General features: G+C 62.8%; 20 protein-coding genes. 8 read left to right on the top strand and 12 right to left on the bottom strand.

Annotation, left to right across the window (positions count from 1 at the left end; all coding sequences use genetic code 11):
- Nucleotides 1-13: 13 nt before the first annotated feature.
- Together H045_RS11470 and H045_RS11475 are read left to right on the top strand one after the other, a co-directional pair.
- Nucleotides 14-820 (top strand): gamma-carboxygeranoyl-CoA hydratase, encoded by an 807-nt coding sequence (locus H045_RS11470; protein WP_003238348.1) that lies wholly within the window; start codon nt 14-16, stop codon nt 818-820.
- Nucleotides 817-2,745, top strand: a complete 1,929-nt coding sequence (locus H045_RS11475) for an acetyl/propionyl/methylcrotonyl-CoA carboxylase subunit alpha (RefSeq protein ID WP_015372440.1) — start codon at nt 817-819, stop codon at nt 2,743-2,745. Before H045_RS11470 ends, H045_RS11475 begins: the two co-directional genes overlap by 4 nt.
- On the opposite strand, the gene H045_RS11480 is transcribed toward H045_RS11475, so the two are convergent.
- Nucleotides 2,742-3,377, bottom strand: coding sequence for a LexA family protein (locus tag H045_RS11480; RefSeq protein ID WP_041931499.1), 636 nt, complete (start codon nt 3,375-3,377; stop codon nt 2,742-2,744). The two genes, H045_RS11475 and H045_RS11480, sit on opposite strands and share 4 nt — an antisense overlap.
- A 130-nt stretch (nt 3,378-3,507) precedes the next feature.
- Between H045_RS11480 and H045_RS11485 the strand changes: the two genes are divergently transcribed.
- Nucleotides 3,508-3,861 (top strand): DUF6124 family protein, encoded by a 354-nt coding sequence (locus H045_RS11485; protein ID WP_003238342.1) that lies wholly within the window; start codon nt 3,508-3,510, stop codon nt 3,859-3,861.
- A 152-nt stretch (nt 3,862-4,013) separates the two neighbouring features.
- Here H045_RS11485 and H045_RS11490 read toward each other — a convergent pair whose 3' ends face one another.
- Entirely contained in the window at nt 4,014-4,346 is a 333-nt protein-coding gene (locus tag H045_RS11490) for a hypothetical protein (protein ID WP_015372443.1), read from the bottom strand.
- Here H045_RS11490 and H045_RS11495 point away from each other — a divergent pair.
- A complete protein-coding gene (locus H045_RS11495) occupies nt 4,324-5,475 on the top strand; it encodes a M14 family metallopeptidase (RefSeq protein ID WP_003238337.1) in 1,152 nt (383 codons plus the stop codon). The two genes, H045_RS11490 and H045_RS11495, sit on opposite strands and share 23 nt — an antisense overlap.
- A gap of 284 nt (nt 5,476-5,759) precedes the next feature.
- Here H045_RS11495 and H045_RS11500 read toward each other — a convergent pair whose 3' ends face one another.
- Nucleotides 5,760-6,308, bottom strand: coding sequence for a cytochrome b (locus tag H045_RS11500; RefSeq protein WP_015372444.1), 549 nt, complete (start codon nt 6,306-6,308; stop codon nt 5,760-5,762).
- Nucleotides 6,305-7,387: a catalase family peroxidase gene (locus H045_RS11505; protein WP_015372445.1), complete on the bottom strand. Its 1,083-nt coding sequence runs from the start codon at nt 7,385-7,387 to the stop codon at nt 6,305-6,307. Before H045_RS11505 ends, H045_RS11500 begins: the two co-directional genes overlap by 4 nt.
- A 170-nt stretch (nt 7,388-7,557) precedes the next feature.
- On the opposite strand from H045_RS11505, the gene H045_RS11510 reads away from it, so the two are divergent.
- Both H045_RS11510 and H045_RS11515 read left to right on the top strand, forming a co-directional pair.
- Complete coding sequence (locus H045_RS11510) at nt 7,558-8,064, top strand: sigma-70 family RNA polymerase sigma factor (protein ID WP_015372446.1); 507 nt, start codon at nt 7,558-7,560, stop codon at nt 8,062-8,064.
- A complete protein-coding gene (locus tag H045_RS11515) occupies nt 8,061-8,798 on the top strand; it encodes an anti-sigma factor family protein (RefSeq protein ID WP_015372447.1) in 738 nt (245 codons plus the stop codon). Before H045_RS11510 ends, H045_RS11515 begins: the two co-directional genes overlap by 4 nt.
- Here H045_RS11515 and H045_RS11520 read toward each other — a convergent pair.
- The 7 genes from H045_RS11520 to H045_RS11550 form a co-directional block, all read right to left on the bottom strand.
- A complete protein-coding gene (locus H045_RS11520; RefSeq protein ID WP_015372448.1) occupies nt 8,795-9,775 on the bottom strand; it encodes a Csu type fimbrial protein in 981 nt (326 codons plus the stop codon). The two genes, H045_RS11515 and H045_RS11520, sit on opposite strands and share 4 nt — an antisense overlap.
- A gap of 70 nt (nt 9,776-9,845) precedes the next feature.
- Entirely contained in the window at nt 9,846-12,155 is a 2,310-nt protein-coding gene (locus H045_RS11525; protein ID WP_015372449.1) for a fimbria/pilus outer membrane usher protein, read from the bottom strand.
- Between the two features lie 111 nt (nt 12,156-12,266).
- A complete protein-coding gene (locus H045_RS11530; protein WP_003238321.1) occupies nt 12,267-13,055 on the bottom strand; it encodes a fimbrial biogenesis chaperone in 789 nt (262 codons plus the stop codon).
- Between the two features lie 25 nt (nt 13,056-13,080).
- Nucleotides 13,081-13,569 carry a Csu type fimbrial protein gene (locus H045_RS11535; RefSeq protein WP_003238320.1) on the bottom strand — a complete coding sequence of 163 codons (489 nt, stop codon included), beginning with the start codon at nt 13,567-13,569 and terminating at the stop codon, nt 13,081-13,083.
- Between the two features lie 2 nt (nt 13,570-13,571).
- Nucleotides 13,572-14,114, bottom strand: a complete 543-nt coding sequence (locus tag H045_RS11540) for a Csu type fimbrial protein (protein ID WP_003238318.1) — start codon at nt 14,112-14,114, stop codon at nt 13,572-13,574.
- 18 nt (nt 14,115-14,132) lie between these two features.
- Nucleotides 14,133-14,675: a Csu type fimbrial protein gene (locus tag H045_RS11545; RefSeq protein ID WP_003238316.1), complete on the bottom strand. Its 543-nt coding sequence runs from the start codon at nt 14,673-14,675 to the stop codon at nt 14,133-14,135.
- Nucleotides 14,669-15,169 (bottom strand): Csu type fimbrial protein, encoded by a 501-nt coding sequence (locus tag H045_RS11550; RefSeq protein WP_015372450.1) that lies wholly within the window; start codon nt 15,167-15,169, stop codon nt 14,669-14,671. The genes H045_RS11545 and H045_RS11550 overlap by 7 nt, the downstream gene beginning before the upstream one ends.
- A 183-nt stretch (nt 15,170-15,352) precedes the next feature.
- Here H045_RS11550 and zapE point away from each other — a divergent pair, with 183 nt between their 5' ends.
- Nucleotides 15,353-16,444: a cell division protein ZapE gene (gene zapE, locus H045_RS11555; RefSeq protein ID WP_015372451.1), complete on the top strand. Its 1,092-nt coding sequence runs from the start codon at nt 15,353-15,355 to the stop codon at nt 16,442-16,444.
- A 40-nt stretch (nt 16,445-16,484) separates the two neighbouring features.
- The gene (locus H045_RS11560; protein ID WP_015372452.1) at nt 16,485-17,783 is read left to right on the top strand and encodes a protein kinase; all 1,299 of its coding nucleotides are present in this window, start codon (nt 16,485-16,487) and stop codon (nt 17,781-17,783) included.
- Nucleotides 17,784-18,093: 310 nt separating this feature from the next.
- Here H045_RS11560 and H045_RS11565 read toward each other — a convergent pair whose 3' ends face one another.
- The gene (locus H045_RS11565; protein ID WP_003238308.1) at nt 18,094-18,801 is read right to left on the bottom strand and encodes a YebC/PmpR family DNA-binding transcriptional regulator; all 708 of its coding nucleotides are present in this window, start codon (nt 18,799-18,801) and stop codon (nt 18,094-18,096) included.
- Nucleotides 18,802-18,853: the final 52 nt, after the last annotated feature.

An 18,853-nucleotide genomic window follows, 5' to 3' on the forward strand; every position in this document is an offset into this window, starting at 1 on the left:
GAGCTATTCCCCCATGAACGATTTCAACACCCTCGAACTGATCACCGACAACCGTGGCTTTGCCACGTTGTGGCTCAGTCGTGAAGCCAAGAACAATGCGTTCAATGCCCAGATGATCCGCGAATTGATCATCGCCCTGGACCATGTGCAAAGCGACCCGTCCCTGCGTTTTCTGCTGCTGCGTGGACGTGGCAGGCACTTCAGCGCCGGGGCAGACCTGGCCTGGATGCAGCAGTCGGCCGAACTGGACTACCACACCAACCTGGACGATGCGCGCGAATTGGCGGAGCTGATGTACAACCTGTCCAAACTGAAAATCCCCACCCTGGCCGTGGTGCAAGGCGCCGCCTACGGCGGGGCGCTGGGTTTGATCAGTTGCTGCGACATGGCGATTGGTGCCGATGAAGCGCAGTTCTGCCTGTCGGAAGTGCGCATCGGCCTGGCGCCAGCGGTAATCAGCCCGTTCGTGGTGCAGGCCATCGGCGAGCGCGCGGCCCGCCGCTATGCCCTGACGGCCGAGCGATTTGGCGGCCAGCGTGCGCGGGAAATCGGCCTGCTGGCGGAAAGCTACCCGGCCGATACGCTGGAGCAGCAAGTCGAAGCCTGGGTGGCGAACCTGCTGCAGAACAGCCCGGCGGCCATGCGCGCCAGCAAGGACCTGCTGCGCGAAGTGGGCAACGGCGCACTCACGCCGGCCCTGCGGCGCTATTGCGAAAACGCCATCGCGCGAATTCGCGTCAGCCCCGAAGGCCAGGAAGGCTTGCGTGCATTCCTGCAAAAGCGTGCACCCGCCTGGCAATCCGGGGAGCCACGCCCATGAGGCCACTCACCACACTGCTGGTCGCCAACCGTGGCGAAATCGCCTGCCGGGTCATGCGCACCGCCAAAGCGATGGGGCTGACCACCGTGGCTGTGCACAGCGACATTGACCGCGATGCGCGGCACAGTCGCGAGGCGGACATACGCGTCGACCTGGGTGGCAGCAAAGCTGCGGACAGTTACCTGCAGATCGACACGATCATCGCGGCCGCCAAGGCCAGCGGTGCCCAGGTGATTCATCCTGGCTACGGCTTTCTCTCGGAAAACGCAGCGTTTGCCCGCGCCATCGAGGCAGCCGGCCTGATCTTTCTCGGCCCGCCCGCCTCGGCCATCGACGCCATGGGCAGCAAGTCGGCGGCCAAGTCGCTGATGGAAACCGCCGGGGTGCCACTGGTGCCGGGTTATCACGGCGAAGCCCAGGACTTGGACACCTTTCGCGACGCCTGCGCGCGCATCGGCTATCCGGTGCTGCTAAAAGCGACTGCCGGCGGCGGCGGCAAGGGCATGAAGGTGGTCGAGGACGTCAGCCAGTTGGCCGAGGCTCTGGCTTCGGCCCAGCGTGAGGCATTGTCCTCGTTCGGCAACGGGCAGATGCTGGTGGAAAAATACCTGCTCAAGCCGCGCCATGTGGAAATCCAGGTGTTTGCCGATAGTCACGGCCACTGCCTGTACCTCAACGAGCGCGATTGTTCGATCCAGCGGCGTCATCAAAAAGTGGTGGAAGAAGCCCCGGCGCCCGGGCTGAGCGTTGAGCAACGCAAAGCCATGGGTGAAGCGGCGGTGCGCGCGGCGCAGGCGATCGGCTATGTGGGCGCGGGTACGGTGGAATTTTTGCTGGATGCCCGTGGCGAATTTTTCTTCATGGAGATGAACACCCGGCTGCAGGTGGAGCACCCGGTGACCGAAGCGATTACCGGGCTCGATCTGGTGGCCTGGCAGATACGCGTCGCCCAGGGCGAAGCGCTGCCGATCACCCAGGCGCAGGTGCCGTTGAATGGGCACGCGATCGAGGTGCGGCTGTATGCCGAAGATCCGAGCAACGATTTTCTGCCTGCCACCGGGCACCTGGCGCTGTACCGCGAGTGCGACCCGGGCCCGGGCCGCCGTGTGGACAGCGGCGTGGAGCAAGGTGACAGTGTCTCGCCGTTCTACGATCCGATGCTGGGCAAACTGATTGCCTGGGGCGAGGACCGCGAGCAGGCGCGCCTGCGTCTGCTGGCCATGCTCGACGAGTTCGCCGTGGGTGGGCTCAAGACCAACCTGGGTTTTCTGCGGCGCATCATCGGCCATCCGGCGTTTGCGGCGGCCGAACTCGATACCGGGTTTATTCCGCGTTACCAGGCGCAGTTGCTGCCGGCGCAGAGTGCGTTGAGCGATGGGTTCTGGCAGGCGGCAGGTTCGGCGTTCATGCAGAGTCTGCCGCGCGGTGAAGGGCCCTGGGCGGATACCCGGGGCTTTCGCACAGGGCTGCCGCCGCAGGTTTCGCTGCACTTGAGCTGCAATGGGCAGGACCGCGTGGTGACAGTGGCGGCTGGCGCTGCACATGCGCTGCACGGTGAACAGTTGCTGATCGACGACCAGGGCATACGCCGCGCGCAGCTGGCGGTGCGTAATGGAAGCACCGTGTACCTGCGGTGGGATGGCGAGATGCAGGCGGTCAGTCTGTTCGACCCAATTGCGGCGGTCGAGGCGAGCCAAGCGCATCAGGGCGGTCTCACCGCGCCCATGAACGGCAGCATCGTGCGGGTGCTGGTGGAGGTTGGGCAGCACGTCGAAGCTGGTACGCAACTGGTGGTATTGGAAGCGATGAAAATGGAGCACAGCATTCGCGCGCCCCAAGCCGGCGTGGTCAAGGCGCTGTTTTGCCAGGAAGGCGAGATGGTCGCTGAAGGCAGCGCACTGGTGGAACTGGAAATGGCCGATTAGAACTTTGCTGTGGCCTGCACGACAACACCGAGAATCCGGCAATCATCGGTGAACAGCAGCTTGGGGTAAGTGGGATTGAGCGGCACCAGGTACAGCTGGCCGCTTTCTTCCTGCAATTGGCGAAAGGTGGCCCGAGGGCTGTCGTCCCATTGCGCAACGACCAGCTTACCGGGCACAGCGCGGATGGAAGGGTCGACCAGGATCAACATGCCTGCGCTGATACTGAGGCCTGTGGGAGCGGTCATGGCATCGCCGGTTACGGGGAGCCAGAAGGCTTCGCCGTCCGCGTGGTAGTCCGTCAGTTCAAAGCGCTCGGGGCCGTAGGGCGCAGGTTCTTCGCGCACTTCACAGAGCCCGTTCCAGTCGCTGACCGGGTAGCGGAAATACGGGTTGTAGTGGTGTTCCCGTGGCTGCTCTTGATCACCGCGCTCACGAATTTCCAGCGCCACTTCCAGATAACCCAGCCCCAGTTCCGCCAGCACCCGGTTCATGTCTGCAAGGCTGGGCACCCGTCGTTTGTTGAGCCAATGGCCCACGCCGCCCTGGGACATGCCCAGGCGTTCGGCCAGTTCATCCTGAGTGACCTTGCGGTCTTTCATGTTGGCTCTGACCAACGCTATCCATTTATCCATGGTGCGTGACAATACGTTGCGTATTTTTCAGGGCAATAAACAGTTTGTAGTAATCCACGAAACGACATAAATACGATACGTACTATCATCAATTTCAAGGATTTCGCCCCCCATCAGAGTAACGCCCATGATGACAACCAGCCCGTATCCGCCGACCGAAACACCTGTCACCGACGACGCAGCACTCGACCTGCACACCAGCGGCGCCGCCCAACGTGCATTGGACTATTACTTGAAAGCGGATATGTCCACCTCCAGGGCAGACGACACCTTCTTTCATATCAAACCCGGCATCAGCCACGAAGAAGCTCTGGTGCACGCTTCCGACCTGCTGCGCAGTGCAGCCGCCACGGCCTACGAATCGGCGAGCAGCCATCAGGGCAATCAACGTGACCTGGCGTTTTCAGTGGTGTATCTGATCGACATGGCGAAAGCGATGGTGGAGCGATCGTTGCTGCAGCCAGAGGCTCAGGCAAACGCGTGAAGAATGCGAAGCAAAAATATTTCTATCCCTGGGATAAAAACATTTGACTTGCAAATGATAATGATTATTATTGGGCCTAGCTGATCGCGAGATCAGTCGATAGGCCAAGAGACCTTAGGTCGGACTCTTGGAATATCTCCTCATCAGGCTAATCACGGTTTTTGACCCGGCTCTTTGGCCGGGTCTTTTTTTTGCCAGTTTCCCTGGCATGGCTTCAGGCTAATGAAGACTGTGTATTGCTTGATGGCGCGCATGGTAGCAAAAGACCATTGCCCAATGAAAGCCGCCCAACCGCTCTGGACGGGATCTTTGAGAAACAGCACCCGAGAATCACTCTCACCGTTTTCTAGCCATCGTCGGGTCAACGAAGACACCTCCCTCCCCTGCAACAATTTTGCATCAAGATTTTGCCCGACCTCTGTGTAATATAGCCGCCACAACTCATATTCAGGCAACCAGACTATGACCGTGGCCTTGACCTCCATCAAGATCAGCACCGACTTCGACAGCGGCAACATCCAGGTCCTGGATGCCAGCGATGCCTATCAGTTGTTGCTGGCAATTAAACCCGATACCCGCAGCCATCACTTCCAGTGGTTCCACTTCAAGGCAGAAGGTATGCACGTGGGCCACACCCACACCTTCCGCCTGAGCAATGCGAGCTACTCCTCGTATAAAAATGCCTGGAGCGGCTACAACGCCGTGGCGTCGTATGACCACGTCAACTGGTTCCGCGTGCCCACGCGCTTCGATGGCGAGACGCTGCACATCAGCCTTCAAACCCGCGAGAAACATGCCTGGTTCGCCTACTTCGAACCCTACAGCCGCGAGCGTCACGATTGGTTGATCGAGCAGGCCCTGAAACACGCCGGCACCCAACTGCTGGCCACCGGTAAAAGTGTCGAAGGCCGTGATATTCAGTTGTTGCGCCGCGGCAAAGGCGGCGAAGGTCGGCTCAAGGTGTGGATCATTGCGCAGCAGCACCCGGGCGAGCACATGGCGCAATGGTTCATGGAAGGGGTAATCGAACGCCTGCAACGCGATGGTGATGCCGAGCTGAAAAAGCTGCTGGCCGTCGCCGACCTGTACCTGGTGCCCAACATGAATCCTGACGGCGCGTTCCATGGCCACCTGCGCACCAACGCCATGGGCCAGGACCTCAACCGCGCCTGGCAAAGCGCCAGCCAGGAGATGAGCCCCGAAGTGCTGTTCGTGCAGCAGCAGATGGAAAAGTACGGCGTGGACCTGTTCCTCGATATCCACGGCGATGAGGAAATCCCCTACGTGTTCACCGCCGGCTGCGAAGGCAACCCCGGCTACACGCCGCGCATCGAAGCGCTGGAGAAGCACTTTCGCAGCCACCTCAGCGCCTTGACCCGCGACTTCCAGACCACCCACGGCTACACCCGCGACCTGCCCGGCGAGGCCAACATGACACTGGCCTGCAACGCGGTTGGCCAGAAGTACGATTGCCTGTCGCTGACCCTGGAAATGCCTTTCAAGGACAACGACGATGCGCCCAACCCCAAAACCGGCTGGTCAGGGGATCGCTCCAGGCAACTGGGTCAGGATGTGTTGAGTACCGTGGCGGATATCGTCACGAGCCTGCGCTGATCCATTTACATTGTGCACCTGAAATTTCAGGCATCCACACTCCTGTGGCGAGCAGGCTTGTCCTGCGTTGGGCTGCGCAGCAGCCCCAAAACCAGGCGCTGAGCCGTATAGGTACACCGCGTGTTGCTGGATTGGGGGCGCTTCGCACCCCAACGCGGGGCAAGCCCGCTCGCCACAATAAGCCCACACATTTTCCTTAACTGGACGGTATTAGGAAAAGCCCGCTCGCCACAGAGGCTCCAGTTTGCTGCGCGACAGCGCTAGGAGCCTCCCGCAGTTAGCGCTCAATCTGCTCCAGCATCCCGCCCAGTCATACTCTGCAACACCCCATCGCGCCGAATCCACCCGTGAAACAGCGCCGCCGCCAGGTGCGCCAACACGGTAAAAAACAGCACATACGCCAAAAACCCATGGGCCCTGCGCAACAGCGCAAACAACGGCGCATTCGCCGCCACCAAGGCCGGCAACTGCACCGAACTGCTGAGCATTACCGGGTCCCCGGCCGCTGAAATCATCGCCCAGCCAAGCAAGGGCAACACCAGCATCAGCCCGTACAGCACCAGATGAGACGCCTTGGCCGCCAACACCTGCCATAACGGCAAATCAGCCGGCAATGGCGGCTGACGCGTAGAAAAGCGCACCGCCAACCGCACAATCACCAACGCCAGAATCGCGATACCCAGGGGCTTGTGCAGATGCAGCAACCACTCATGCCGCTCCGATACCGATGCCGCAAGCCCCGCACCAATGAACAGCATGGCAATGATCATCAACGCCATCACCCAATGCAGCAGGCGCGCCAGCGGAGCAAAAAAACGCGGTTGAGCACTCATGGTTTCGACTCCTGCGGGGCACTATGCAGCGGGCTGACTTCACCGGCACGGCGCAAATACGAACTGGCATAAGCCGCCGAACGCGCGGCCAGCAATGGGTCACTGGAGGCTTCGATACCGCTCGGCAAGATCACCGGATCAAAGTTGATATCACGGCAATCGCCATCCGCCTGCGGCTGGCTGCTTTGCAGCACCAGCGTGCCAGCGTTCAACACCTTGTGTTCACCGCTCCAGGCCTTGCTGGCATCGTCCACGGGGTCGCCGGGGTTGGCCAGGGTCATGTTCAGTTGCCAACGCAGCGGCCCGGCCGTCAGGCGCTGCACCAGGTCCGTTTGCAGAAAGTCGCTGTCCGACGGCGCAACATCACCTGCGCCATCCTGGCTCTGCGGCACCACGCCCCAGCGTACGGCCTGACGCTTGCCCTCGGCATTTATCAGGTAGAACGCGTTGATGCCGTTATAGGATTGCGTGGCGTAGCTGGCCGAAGGCTTCGCTGTCTTGACCCACGCCAGAAAGGCCGCCGTTTCCGGGTGCGCGGCAAAAAACGCCGGCATGCTCGCCGGGTTCGGCTTGCCGGTGGCCGGGTCGGGCGCGCCGGCCTTGAGCATCTGGTAGAACGCCTCCGGCGTGCCCACCGGGAACACCGGCATGCTGTTCATGCCCGTGCGCCATTGCTGGCCGTTGGCCTGGCTGAACTGCACGGCAAAACTGCGGATCGGCACACTGCTGTCCGGCGCGTAAGGGTTGCCGCTGGGCAAGGCGAACCGGCCGATTACCGGTGTCCTGGCCTCGCTGAACACCTGCGCACTGGAGTACGCGCGCGCCTCGGCGCTGCTCTCGAAATAACCGGCTACACATACGCCCTTGGCATGGTTACGCCGAAAGCCTGGATGCACGCCGTTATTGGTTTCCAGTGCATTGACCAAGGTCTTGGGGCGCAGGCGTTGTGGGTCGAGTGTGCCGTTGACGTAGGCGAACGCCCCGGCTACAACCGCAACCACAGCGCCGATACCGGCGAGCCGTGCGATCAGGCTCGCCGTGCTCAACGGAGGACGCGGCGGTGATGAGTGATCTACCATGAAGGAACTCCAGGGCCAATGGCCTTAGGGATGAAACATAAGGTCGGAGCATTGAGACGAATGCCGATCCGCCCTATTCCCCGGCGCCGGATTTATTTTTTCAGTGCGGAGGAATAACCTTCAACGCCGGACGTCTCTCAAGTCCAAGCGTAGTGGACAACCCGACGCCCATGCATGCCCTCGACGAACCGTTACGTGAACTCATCCCCAGGCTACGGCGCTTTGCCGTGTCCCTGACCCGTAACGCCAGCAGCGCCGACGACCTGGTGCAGTCGACGCTGGAGCGGGCGATCATCAGTTGGGCCGACAAACGCGTCGAGGGAGACCTGCGCGCCTGGCTGTTTTCGATTCTCTATCGCCAGTTTCTCGATGCCCACCGCCGCAGCCGACGCTACGCGCGCATGCTCGAATTCTTCACCGGACGCGACGATGCGCAGCCGTCGGTGGAGCGCACGGTGATGGCCCAATCCACCCTGCAAGCCTTTGACAAACTTGGCACCGAGCAGCGCGCCCTGCTGTTGTGGGTGTCGGTCGAAGGCCTGAGCTACAAGGAAGTCGCCGACATACTCGAGGTGCCCCTTGGCACCGTGATGTCACGCCTGTCGCGCGCGCGTCACGCCCTGCGCCAACTCAGCGATGGCGAAATTGCCAGCCCTTCCCTGCGGATACTCAAATGATCAGCCTGCCCCCCAGCGAACGCGATTTACATGCCTACGTCGACCATCAACTGCTGGAAAGTGATCGCCGCGCGATGGAAACCTGGCTGGCCGGCCACCCCGAGGTGGCGGCCCAGGTGCACGCCTGGCAACAGGATGCGCAGTTGCTGCGCGCTTCGTTGAGCGGCGTCCTGCAGACACCTGCCAACCCGCAACTGGACCCGGCGCTGATTCGCCAGCGCATCCGGCACCGGTCGCGTCGGCACCTGGCCACAGCCGCCGCGCTGCTGATCGCCGTGGGCATCGGCGGGCTGGGCGGCTGGCACGCCCGCGAAGCCACTCATCCGCCGACGCTGCCAATGACCGATGCGATGCAGGCCTACCGCCTGTTTGCGCAGGACGGCATCATGCCCGCCGACTACAAAACCCAGGACAGCGGCACGATGCAAGCCTGGCTCGACCGCTACTTCAACCAGGCCCATCGCCTGCCCGACCTGAGCCAAGCGGGTTTCAGGCCGGTCAGCGGGCGCCTGCTCACCACCGAGCAAGGCGCGGCCGCCATGGTGCTGTACGAAGACCGGCAAGGCCAACGCATCAGCTTTTACATTCGTCCGCCCGGCCCGGGAAACGGTTTCCTGCCCCGTGGCAGTCGCAGCGCCGATGGCCTGCAGGCCGAGTACTGGTCCGGGGGTGGCTACAATTATGCGATGGTCAGCCCGGTGGGCCAGCCCGGCACGCCGCTGCTGAAGTTCTAGAAGCCAACGTCGAGCACCACGTTGTCCACATAGACGCCGGCCGGCGGCGTGGTTTGATCGGTGTAAATCCTGGCGTTGTAGTTGTATACCTGACTGCCAATGCCCAGCCCATTGCCGGGGTTGACCTCGGCCGTCGAACTGGCCCGCCGCGCCGCGCCGACACTGCCCCAGCGCGTGGTGCCAGCACTTTTGAAAATATCGTAGGCCAGGTAATTGGTACCGGAAACCATCCGCCGCCGCCCGCCGACGCTCACCGCGTTCTGCCCGTCGCTGAGCCCGACGGTATAGGCGCTGCCCTTGGTGCAAGCAATGTTGATGGTCTGCCCGGTCACGGCGGTGAATCCGCTGACCACCGGCGCGCTGCCAAAGAGGATAGGCGGCGCGGTGATCTGGCAGTCGTTGGTCACCGTCATGCTGACGGTCAGGGTGGCGCTGCCGTTACCGATGTCGCGGCCCAGGCAGATACCGCCAAGGCCCACCCCCGAGCAATAATTCCAGTTCCAGGCGATGTTCAGTGTCTCGCTGTACAAGCCGGCGGCGACGTTGCTGCCGGTGATGCTGCCCAGGTACAGCGGCACGGTTTTCGTGCCTGGCCCTGCGATCAGCCCGATAAGCTGGGCAATGCCACCCGTGCCGCCAAAATCGAACTGGGTGTTGCGCGCAATCGGAAAGCTCGCGGTGTTGGTGCCATAGATCGTGTAGCCGATCACATCACCGGTCGGCCCGACCATGCCGCTGCTGGCCGAGGTGATGGTGGCGTAGAAATGGTCCGATGGTACCAACAGCGAAATCAGCGCCGAGGTGCAACTCAACCCGGCGCTGGTGGTGGAGCTGGCCTGCGCAGCCGTGCGTACCGTCATCGAACTGATCGAGCCGAAACTGGCCGGCACACTGGCCGCCACCGAACACGCCGCCATGGCCTGGCCCGAGCACAGCAGCCCCAGACCCAACAGCCATCCCTTGCCCCTCACTCGCATACTCCCCATTCCTGTCCCTGTGGCGAGCGGGCTTGCCACAACAGCTCTTTCAACAAAGAAAATGGCGCGTTCATTGACACACCAACGGCCCGATCAGCGGCACGTCTTGTTGCTGCTCATCGATGTCGAATGCGGCCTGGCAACTCTGGCCTTCGCCCAGGGTGACCTGCAGCGTGTTGTGTGCGCTGAGGTTTTCCAGGTAGACCAGGCCATCCCAGCCCACCACCGCCTGGGTGTTGCTCTGTTCGTGCACCACCAGGCTGCCCAGCGGCAATTCCTGATGCTGACGGTCCACCAGGGTAATGCTCGCGGCGAGTACCCGACGCAATGGAAACTCCAGCAGATAGCCACTGCCCCGGCGCACCGACACCCGCTGCTCGACATTCTCGCTCTGGATGTTCGGCGGCAGGTTCAGCGGATCGATTTCATATTTGGCGCGGTAGTAGGCACTGCTCCACGGCACCAGCAGGTGCCCATGACGATCGGTCTGGCCGACCAGCTGGTTTTCGTAACGCACCGGAATCCCGGCGAACCCCTGGGTACTCACTACCACAAACGCGTCGTTGATACGGTTGGCGGCAAACACGTTGCCGCCCATCCAGACGAGTGAGCCGCTGGCGTCCGCCCAACGCGTCTCGGCGTCGCTGCTGCCATAGACGCCGGCCTGCAACTGCACCGACTGCAAGCGCCAGGTCAGGTCGGCCTGGCGATAGGTCGGGCCATCGCCCTGGGCATAACCAAGGTTGTAGCCCACTCCGCCTTCGCTGGGCACTGCACTGCTGTAATTGAGGCGCTGGCGACTGGCGCCGTCCTTGCTGCGCTCGGTACTCACCGCCAGGCTGCCATTGAGGTCGAATGGAATCACCAACTGCGCCTGCATGGCCCAGTTGCGGTCACCGATCTCGCGGTTGGCTGACAGGTAAAAACTGGTGTTGCGCCACAGCGGTTTGCTCCAGCTCAGGTTAAGCAGGCGCGTACGCGAATCGTCCGCCGCCTGCACATCGAAATAGCCCACACCCAGGCTGCCGAAGCGTTGCAGATTGAGGCTCAGGGTGACCTGCTCGCTGCGCTTGCTGAGGCTCGCGTATGGCGTGTCGACCAGGGTCAGGTCGGCATAATCGTCGCGGCGCTCGACCCGCTGGTACGACAGGCTGTAGCGCGTGCTGTTGTACTGGTAACCCAGGCTCAGTTGCTGACCGCTGCGACCGTCGAACCGGCTTTGACTGATGGCGGTGTTGAGCACGCCGAAGTTGCCCAGGCGCAGATTACCGCCAAGCCCGCCAAGGCTAAGGTTGCTGGACGCTTCGGCATGGCTTTCCAGCGTCACATTGTCGGAGTAGCCATAGCGAAAGGTGCCGCTGGCCACGCCCGACCCGTAGCCGAAATCACGCAGGGCATAATCACGACGCAAGGTGCCGGCGGCGACCGAAAAATCTGTGAGGCCTTGTTGCAGCAGCGTGCTGGTGACGTAGAACGGCACCGTGGTTGATACCTGCCGGCCCAACGCATCGGTGGTGACCACAACAGCTTCACCGGCGCCATTGATGAACGGAATGTTGGTGAGGGTGTAGGGCCCGGGTTGCAGCAGTGCGCTTTCGGATTTGTAGCCGTTGATGAACAGGTCCACCGACGATGGCACCGCCGCCTCCCCGGCAAACTGCGGCAAGGGATAGGTGACCAGGTCGGGGCGCACCGCAAAGTCCCGCGACAGTTGCACCCCACCCAGGCGCACCGAGCTGCTCCAGGGCAGCGAGCCGCTGATCACATCGCCCGCCTCGTAAGTGAGCAAACGTTCATCATCGGAAAAGCGCCAGGTGGTGTCGTAACGCCGGTAACCGTTATTGAGCGTACTGGCGCTGATGCCGCCAGCCAGGGTCTGGCGAAACTGCCCGGTGGTGGACAAGGTGCCCCAGTTGTCGAACAGCCGCACCTCGTTCCAGGCCGCCAGATAGCTGCCGCCTTCATCGGTGTCGTTGAAATACACATCGTAGTTGAGCAATGCGCCGAAGCTGCTCATGGCCTGGGTGCGCGGGTAGGTGTTGCGGTTTCCGATGAACTGCTCCTGCAGCCAGGACGGCGGCACGTCCAGCAGCAGGCGCTGGCCGGTGCTGTCGTAATCGCTGTGCAGGCCGGGCACCGTGTCCAGGGGCACGCGGGTGCCGAAGTCACCGGGCAAGGTCATGCCCACCTCCTGCAATGCGCTGGCGGGCACGAAAAGCTGCCCGGCACGTTGGTCCACCGCGATCACGCGGCCAGTGTCCATCTGGTTGACCACCAACTGCAGAAACAATTGAGCATCGGCGACCGCCTCCATGCTGCTCGGCGGCGGCGGCAATTCGCCCGCCACCGCGGCGCCCCACAGCCCGCCAGCCACGGCCATCGACAGCCATATACCGCAAGTCTGACCACGACTCACCCATGGCGTTGTGTCCTTCAATGGACATCTCCCTCCTGTTAACACCCGGGCATTGGCCCGTCCCTCTGCATCGGCTTACCGCTTGGGCGCCAGGCTCTCCAGTTGCGGCGCACCGTTGATTCGTACCTGTAACGGCTGGTCGGCCGACACGGCATCCGGCACCGGCCAGCGCATGGTCGCGCCGGGCAGCACATAGCCGAGCAAACCCTCGACCAATGGCCGGGTTTGGCCGTTCTGTTTGAAGGAGGCATCCGTGAGCCGCGCATGCACGGCGCCCTGGTTACGCACTTCGATATAACTGCGCCCAGCCACATTGACCTTGTGCCAGCTCAGCTCCGGCTTGCCGGCGCCCTTGGGGTCGCGCTGGCGGGTCGCGTCTTCCCTGCTCCACAGGCCCGCGCCATAGGCGAACAACGGCACCGAATAGCGCATCTGGAAGCGAATCGCCGCTGCGGTGTTCTTGCCTTCCGGAGGCGTGGGCACCTGCAGCGCGGAGGGGATTTCATCGATGATGATGCGGTAGGCCTGCTCCTGCCCCGGCGGCACCTCCTTAGTGCGGGTCAGGCGCACCAGTTGCTTCTGGCCGGGCTCGATCCTGGCCACGGGCGGGCTGCCGATCACATCGCGCTGGTTCTGGTACTGTTCGTCGAAGCCTTGTTGGCTCCAGGCAAACACGCGCACCTGCAGGTTGGCGGTCTCGGTGCCACGGTTTTCCAGCCACAGTGCGCTGGCCTGTTGATCGGCCTCCAGCACCGGGTCTATCGGCCAGATCAGCACTGAGCTTGCGGCCTGCACGAGCCCGCTCATGCTCGCGGCAATCAAGGCAATACCCACGGCGCACAAGCGCCGGGAAGGTGAACGCATAAAACCACTCCTCATATTGAAATCCCTACCAGGACAGCTGCACCTGCAACGTGTCGCTGTACGTCCCATTCGGCTGATTGCCAGGCAGTACCACGCGCCCGTAAATCGGCAGGCGGATATTGCTTGCATCGCTGTAGCTCACGCTGACGCTCTGGCTCACCCCCAGGCTCTGGCTGAATGCGGCATCCCTGAATAACTGATAACCCACTTGGGCACTGCCGCTGCTGTGCTTGAGGTTGCGCCCGCTGGTGCTGTGCAGCCCGCCGTCGACACTCACGCTCAATGCCACGCCTGGTGTGCATTGCAAGGTGATGCCGCCGGTCAGGGCTGCGGTCACGGTGCTGGTGGCCAGGGCGGAATAGCTGCCGTAGTTCAGCGAACCGTAATTGACCCCACCGCCCACAATCAGACAGCCCGGCGTAATGGTCGCGCTCACCTGGAAGCTCTGGTTGGTCACCGCCGCCAACGGCAACGGCAACACCAGCCCGAAGGCCAGCAACGCTGTACGCCACATGGTCAGAACGTCAGTTCAACGGCCACCGTGTCCGTGTACGTACCCGCCGGCAACCCTGGTTTGCCGACGGCACGGCCGTACAGCGCGACGGTTTGCGCCACGCCGGTGCTGGCGGCCAGGGTCACCACGCCGTCAATCGCCAGCAGCGCGGAGTGCCCGCTGTCGGTATAGAAGTCGTACGGCACAAAGTTGCCGGCGCCGTCGGCCAAGGCACGGGTGCCGCCCGGCGAGGCGCCGTCATGGGCACCGGCGCGCACCTTCACCGCAGGCGTGGTGCCAGCCGAGCACAGGATCGACAAGGCCCCGCCGGTGCCGGTGCCGCCCAACAGCTGGGCGTCTGCATTGGTAAACAGGCTGTTGATGGTGCCGAAGTTCAAGGCACCGAAGTTAAGCCCGGTTGCGGCACCGGAGCCGTTGACCTGACAGCTGGCGATCAAGGTCATGCTGGAGCTGATCTGCCCGGTGACCGTAGTCGCCGCATTCAGGCTGGAGGCCATCGCAAGGCCCAGGGCGCAGACGCCGATTCGCGATACAAGTGGGTTCATGAGAGTCATCCTTTGGGTTTACCAATCCAGTGTCACGGTCAATGTGTCGGTGTAGGTTCCTGCCGGGAGGGCGGTGGTATTGGCCACCACGGCGCCCCACACCGGGATGGTCATTTGCGTGCCATTGCTGGCAACGAAACTGCGTTGCTCGCCGATGGTGTAAGGAATGCGTCCCAGCGGGTCGGCCATCAGTTGATAATCGATGGTCTGGCGACCGTTGCTCAGACGCCGGGTTGAGCCGACGGCATTGGTGCCGCCGTCGATGGTCACGGTAAAACTGGCGACCGTCGGGTTACAGGAAACCATCAGCGGCGCGTTATCGCCGGCCGACATGCCGGTCGCCAACGGGTTGTTCCAGGTGGGCCCCTGGCTGCCGAAATCCAGCATGGCGGTGCCGCCGGTCGGGCTGACGGGTGCCACGTCGGTGCCTTTGCTCACCTCGCAACTGGCGGTGACCACCATGCGCGCCTGGATGAAGCCTGTGGCCACCGCGGCCCGAGCATCCGGCGCCAGCAACCACAGGCCACCCATGGCCAGCAGGGTCAAACGATGACCTACCATGTGACCGTCACCTTGAGCAGGTCGGTGTAGCGGCCAACGGCGGGAATGTCCTTGAGGGGGTCGATGCGGCCGTAGAGCGGCAGGTCGACCGAGCCGCTGTCCGGCACGCGGCCGCTGACTGGCACGTTCACCGGCAACGGGATCAGCCGCGCGGCGTCCGCATAAATACGATAGGGAATGGGTTTGCTCGACGCGGTGGCATTGCCCAGATAACGCACTTCGCCGGTGCCACCGTGCAGGCCACCGTCTACGCGCATCTGATACGGCGTGTCGGGGTTGCACTCCAGGCGCGGCTGGCGCTGGCTGATGAGCGCCGCACTCAGTGGGCCGGCCGGATCGTCCAGCCGCGGGCCGCTGCCAAAATCCAGCACGCCAAGCTGCTCCACACCGGCACTGCGCGTGGTGCCCACCAACTGGCAACCGCGCTGCACATCGATACGCACCACAACCTGCAGTTGCGCCGCGTAGACCGCGTCACAGAGCATTGCGCCCATGATTGCCAATACCGCTCGTCCCTTCACAGCACCAAATCCTTATGCGCGGGTGACACCTTCGTATGAGGGTAGTCCCTCAGGGGGAATCTGCCAGTCGAGAGCGGATTTAGCCCGGACCGTGGCTTTTCGAGACTGCGCCGGTCGCCTACAGTAGGCGACCACCGCACCCTGGAGTGACTTGTATTGGCCGGTTCCCTGATTCGTCGCCTGCTCGGTAAAAAAACCGACACCCGCACCGACGCATCCATCGCGATGTTCTTTCAGACAAAAGCCGCGCAGCAGGGCTACACCCTCAGTGCCGACCAGACCCGGGCGATTGCCGCCATGGACCGCGAGACCGCGCACCTGTTCGCCGGTCAACCCAGCCGCAGCCTGTATCTGCACGGCCCGGTGGGGCGCGGCAAGAGCTGGTTGCTCGACGGTTTTTTCCAGGCGTTGCCACTTGCCGAGAAACAGCGCGTGCACTTCCACGATTTTTTTACCCGCCTGCATCAGGGCATGTTCCAGCACCGCGCGCAGGACGACGCTCTGGCCGTAACCCTGGATGAATTACTGGCCGGCTGTCGGGTGCTGTGTTTCGACGAGTTCCATGTGCACGATATCGGCGACGCCATGCTGATCAGCCGGCTGTTCAAGGCGCTGTTCCAGCGCGGCGTGCTGGTGCTGGTGACGTCCAACTATGCACCCGAAGGCCTGCTGCCCAACCCGCTGTACCATGAGCGCTTCAAGCCGGTGATCGACCTGATCGCGGCGCGCATGGACGTGCTGGAAGTCAGTTCACCCGAGGATTTTCGCAGCCTGCCCCAGGCTCATGGTCAACAACGTTTTACCCGCGGGCACTACGTGTGGCCAGGCACGCCGGTGCAACGCGAGGCGCTTGGCCTGCCGGCTCCGGACGCCCCCGAGCACAGCCTGACGGTGGGCAACCGGCAGTTGAAGTGTCGCGGCCATCAGGCGCGCACTATCGCCTTCACCTTCGGCGACCTGTGCGAACAACTCACCGCCGTGATGGATTACCTGCTGCTGTGCCAGGACTATGACCACTGGATCATCGATGGCCTGCCCCACCTCGCCGACTGCCCGATTGCCGTGCAACAGCGCTTCATCAACCTGGTGGATGTGCTCTACGACCGTGACAAACAGCTGACGCTGATCGGTGAACCGTCACTGGCGCAGGCCATGAGCGGCCAGGCCATCGATCTGGCGCGCACCGCCAGTCGTCTGGGGCAATTGCAACAGGTCGCCCCGCAACCTGCGCCCGAGCCGTTATCATGAGCGCCTTTTTTACGCCCCTTGCCGAGTGACCGCGCCGTTCATGAATACCCTCGCCCAACTCAAGGCCGGCCAATTGGCCGGTGCCACGCGCCTGGACCTGTCCTGCGGGCTGACTGAATTCCCCCGGGAAATCTTCGAACTGGCCGACTCCCTGGAAATCCTCAACCTCACGGGCAACGCCCTGAGCCGCCTGCCCGACGACCTCCACCGGCTGACGCGCCTACGCGTGCTGTTCTGTTCGGACAACGCCTTTACCGAGTTGCCGGCGAGCCTGGGACAATGCGCAACATTGAGCATGATCGGCTTCAAGGCCAACCAGATCAGCCATGTGCCGGCCGCCGCCTTGCCGCCGCAATTGCGCTGGCTGATCCTCACCGACAACCGCATCAGCCAGTTGCCCGACGAACTGGGCCGGCGCCCGCTGCTGCAAAAGCTGATGCTGGCCGGCAACCGCCTGGCGCAGCTACCCGAGAGCCTGGCCAACTGCCGGAGCCTTGAACTGATCCGTATCGCCGCCAATCGCCTGCCCCACCTGCCCCGCTGGCTGCTGACCCTGCCCAGCCTGACTTGGCTGGCCTATGCCGGCAATCCGGTGGAAATGGCAGCGGACCTGGCCAGCGAGGACGCGACGCCGAACATTCCCTGGACCGACCTGGAACTGGGCGACGTGCTGGGTGAAGGCGCTTCGGGGATCATCCGCCAGGCGCTGTACAAACCCCAGGCGCTGCCGGTGGCGGTCAAACTCTACAAAGGCACGATCACCAGCGACGGCTCACCGCTGCACGAAATGCAGGCCTGCATCGCCGCCGGCCTGCACCCCAACCTGATCAAGGTAAGGGGCCGCGTGGTCGGCCACCCCGATGACCAGGCCGCGCTGGTGATGGACCTGATCGAGCCGAGCTACCGCAACCTCGCCGCCCTGCCGAGCCTGGCTTCCTGCACACGCGACGTCTACACGGCCGATACCCGGTTCAGCCTGGACGTGGCGTTGCGCATGGCACGCGCAATCGCCTCGGTGGCGGCGCACCTGCACCGGCACGGCATCACCCATGGCGACCTGTATGGCCACAATATTCTGTGGAATGAAGCCGGGGAGTGTCTGCTGGGGGATTTTGGCGCCGCGTCGTTCCACGCCACAGCGGACACGCTGGAGACCAGGGCCTTGCAAAGGATTGAAGTGCGCGCGTTCGGCGTATTGCTGGGGGAATTGCTGGAGCGGGTTGACGGGCAGGTGAGCGACGAACTGCTGGCGCTGCAGCAAAACTGCTGTCAGCCCGATGTGCTGGCGCGGCCCGGCTTCGAAGACATCGAAGCACTGCTCGATTCCCTCCAACACTAAACAACTGTGGGAGGCTCCCTTAGCGCTGTCACGCAGCAAACTGGGACCTCTGTGGCAAGCCCTAGTCCCGCTCAGTTAAGCGCAGATTCCCTGTGGCGAGCAGGCTTGTCCTGCGTTGGGCTGCGCAGCAGCCCCAAAGCCAGGCGCTGAGCCGTATCAGGTACACCGCGTTTTGCTGGATTGGGGGCGCTTCGCTCCCCAACGCGGGGCAAGCCCGCTCGCCACAGGAATGTGGCTGCCTGAAACTTCATTTCTAAAATCAATAAGTTAGTTTGTGCTTGATAAGAGGGGGGCAAGCCCCCTCCCACAATCAGCCCGCCAAACCAACAAACATGTCCTGCACATCGTCGTGGTTATCCAGGCCTTCGAGGAACGCCTCAACCTCGGCCATCTGCTCATCGCTCAACCCGGTCACCGGGTTCTTGGCGATATAGCCCAGCTTCGCCGACAACACGGTGAAGCCCTGATCCGGCAGCGCTTTCTGCACGGCGTCGAGGTCGGTGGTCTCGGTGATGAACAGGCTGGTGCCTTCTTCTTCACCTTCTTCGAAATCCTGGGCACCGGCTTCGATGGCAGCCATCTCCGGGTCGGCGTCCGGGCTGTCCGGCGAGGCTTCGATCAGGCCCACATGGTTGAAGTCCCAGGCCACCGAGCCGGATGCGCCCAGTTGGCCCTTGCGGAACGCCACGCGGATTTCCGCCACGGTGCGGTTGATGTTGTCGGTGACGCATTCGACGATCAACGGCACCTGGTGCGGGGCGAACCCTTCGTAGGTCACGCGGTGGTATTGCACGGTTTCACCGAGCAGACCGGCGCCCTTCTTGATCGCGCGCTCCAGGGTTTCCTTGGGCATCGAGGCCTTTTTGGCCTGCTCCACCACCAGACGCAGGTGGGCGTTGGTGGCGGTGTCGGCGCCATTGCGCGCGGCAATGGTGATTTCTTTCACCAGCTTGCCGAAGATCTTGCCCTTGGCATTGGATGCCGCTTCTTTATGTTTGACTTTCCACTGTGCGCCCATGACTCACTCTCTAACTGTCCATGGCGCCGAGACGTCTACTGGCCGGCGCTTT

The organism is Pseudomonas poae RE*1-1-14 (assembly GCF_000336465.1).
GTDB lineage: Bacteria > Pseudomonadota > Gammaproteobacteria > Pseudomonadales > Pseudomonadaceae > Aquipseudomonas > Aquipseudomonas poae.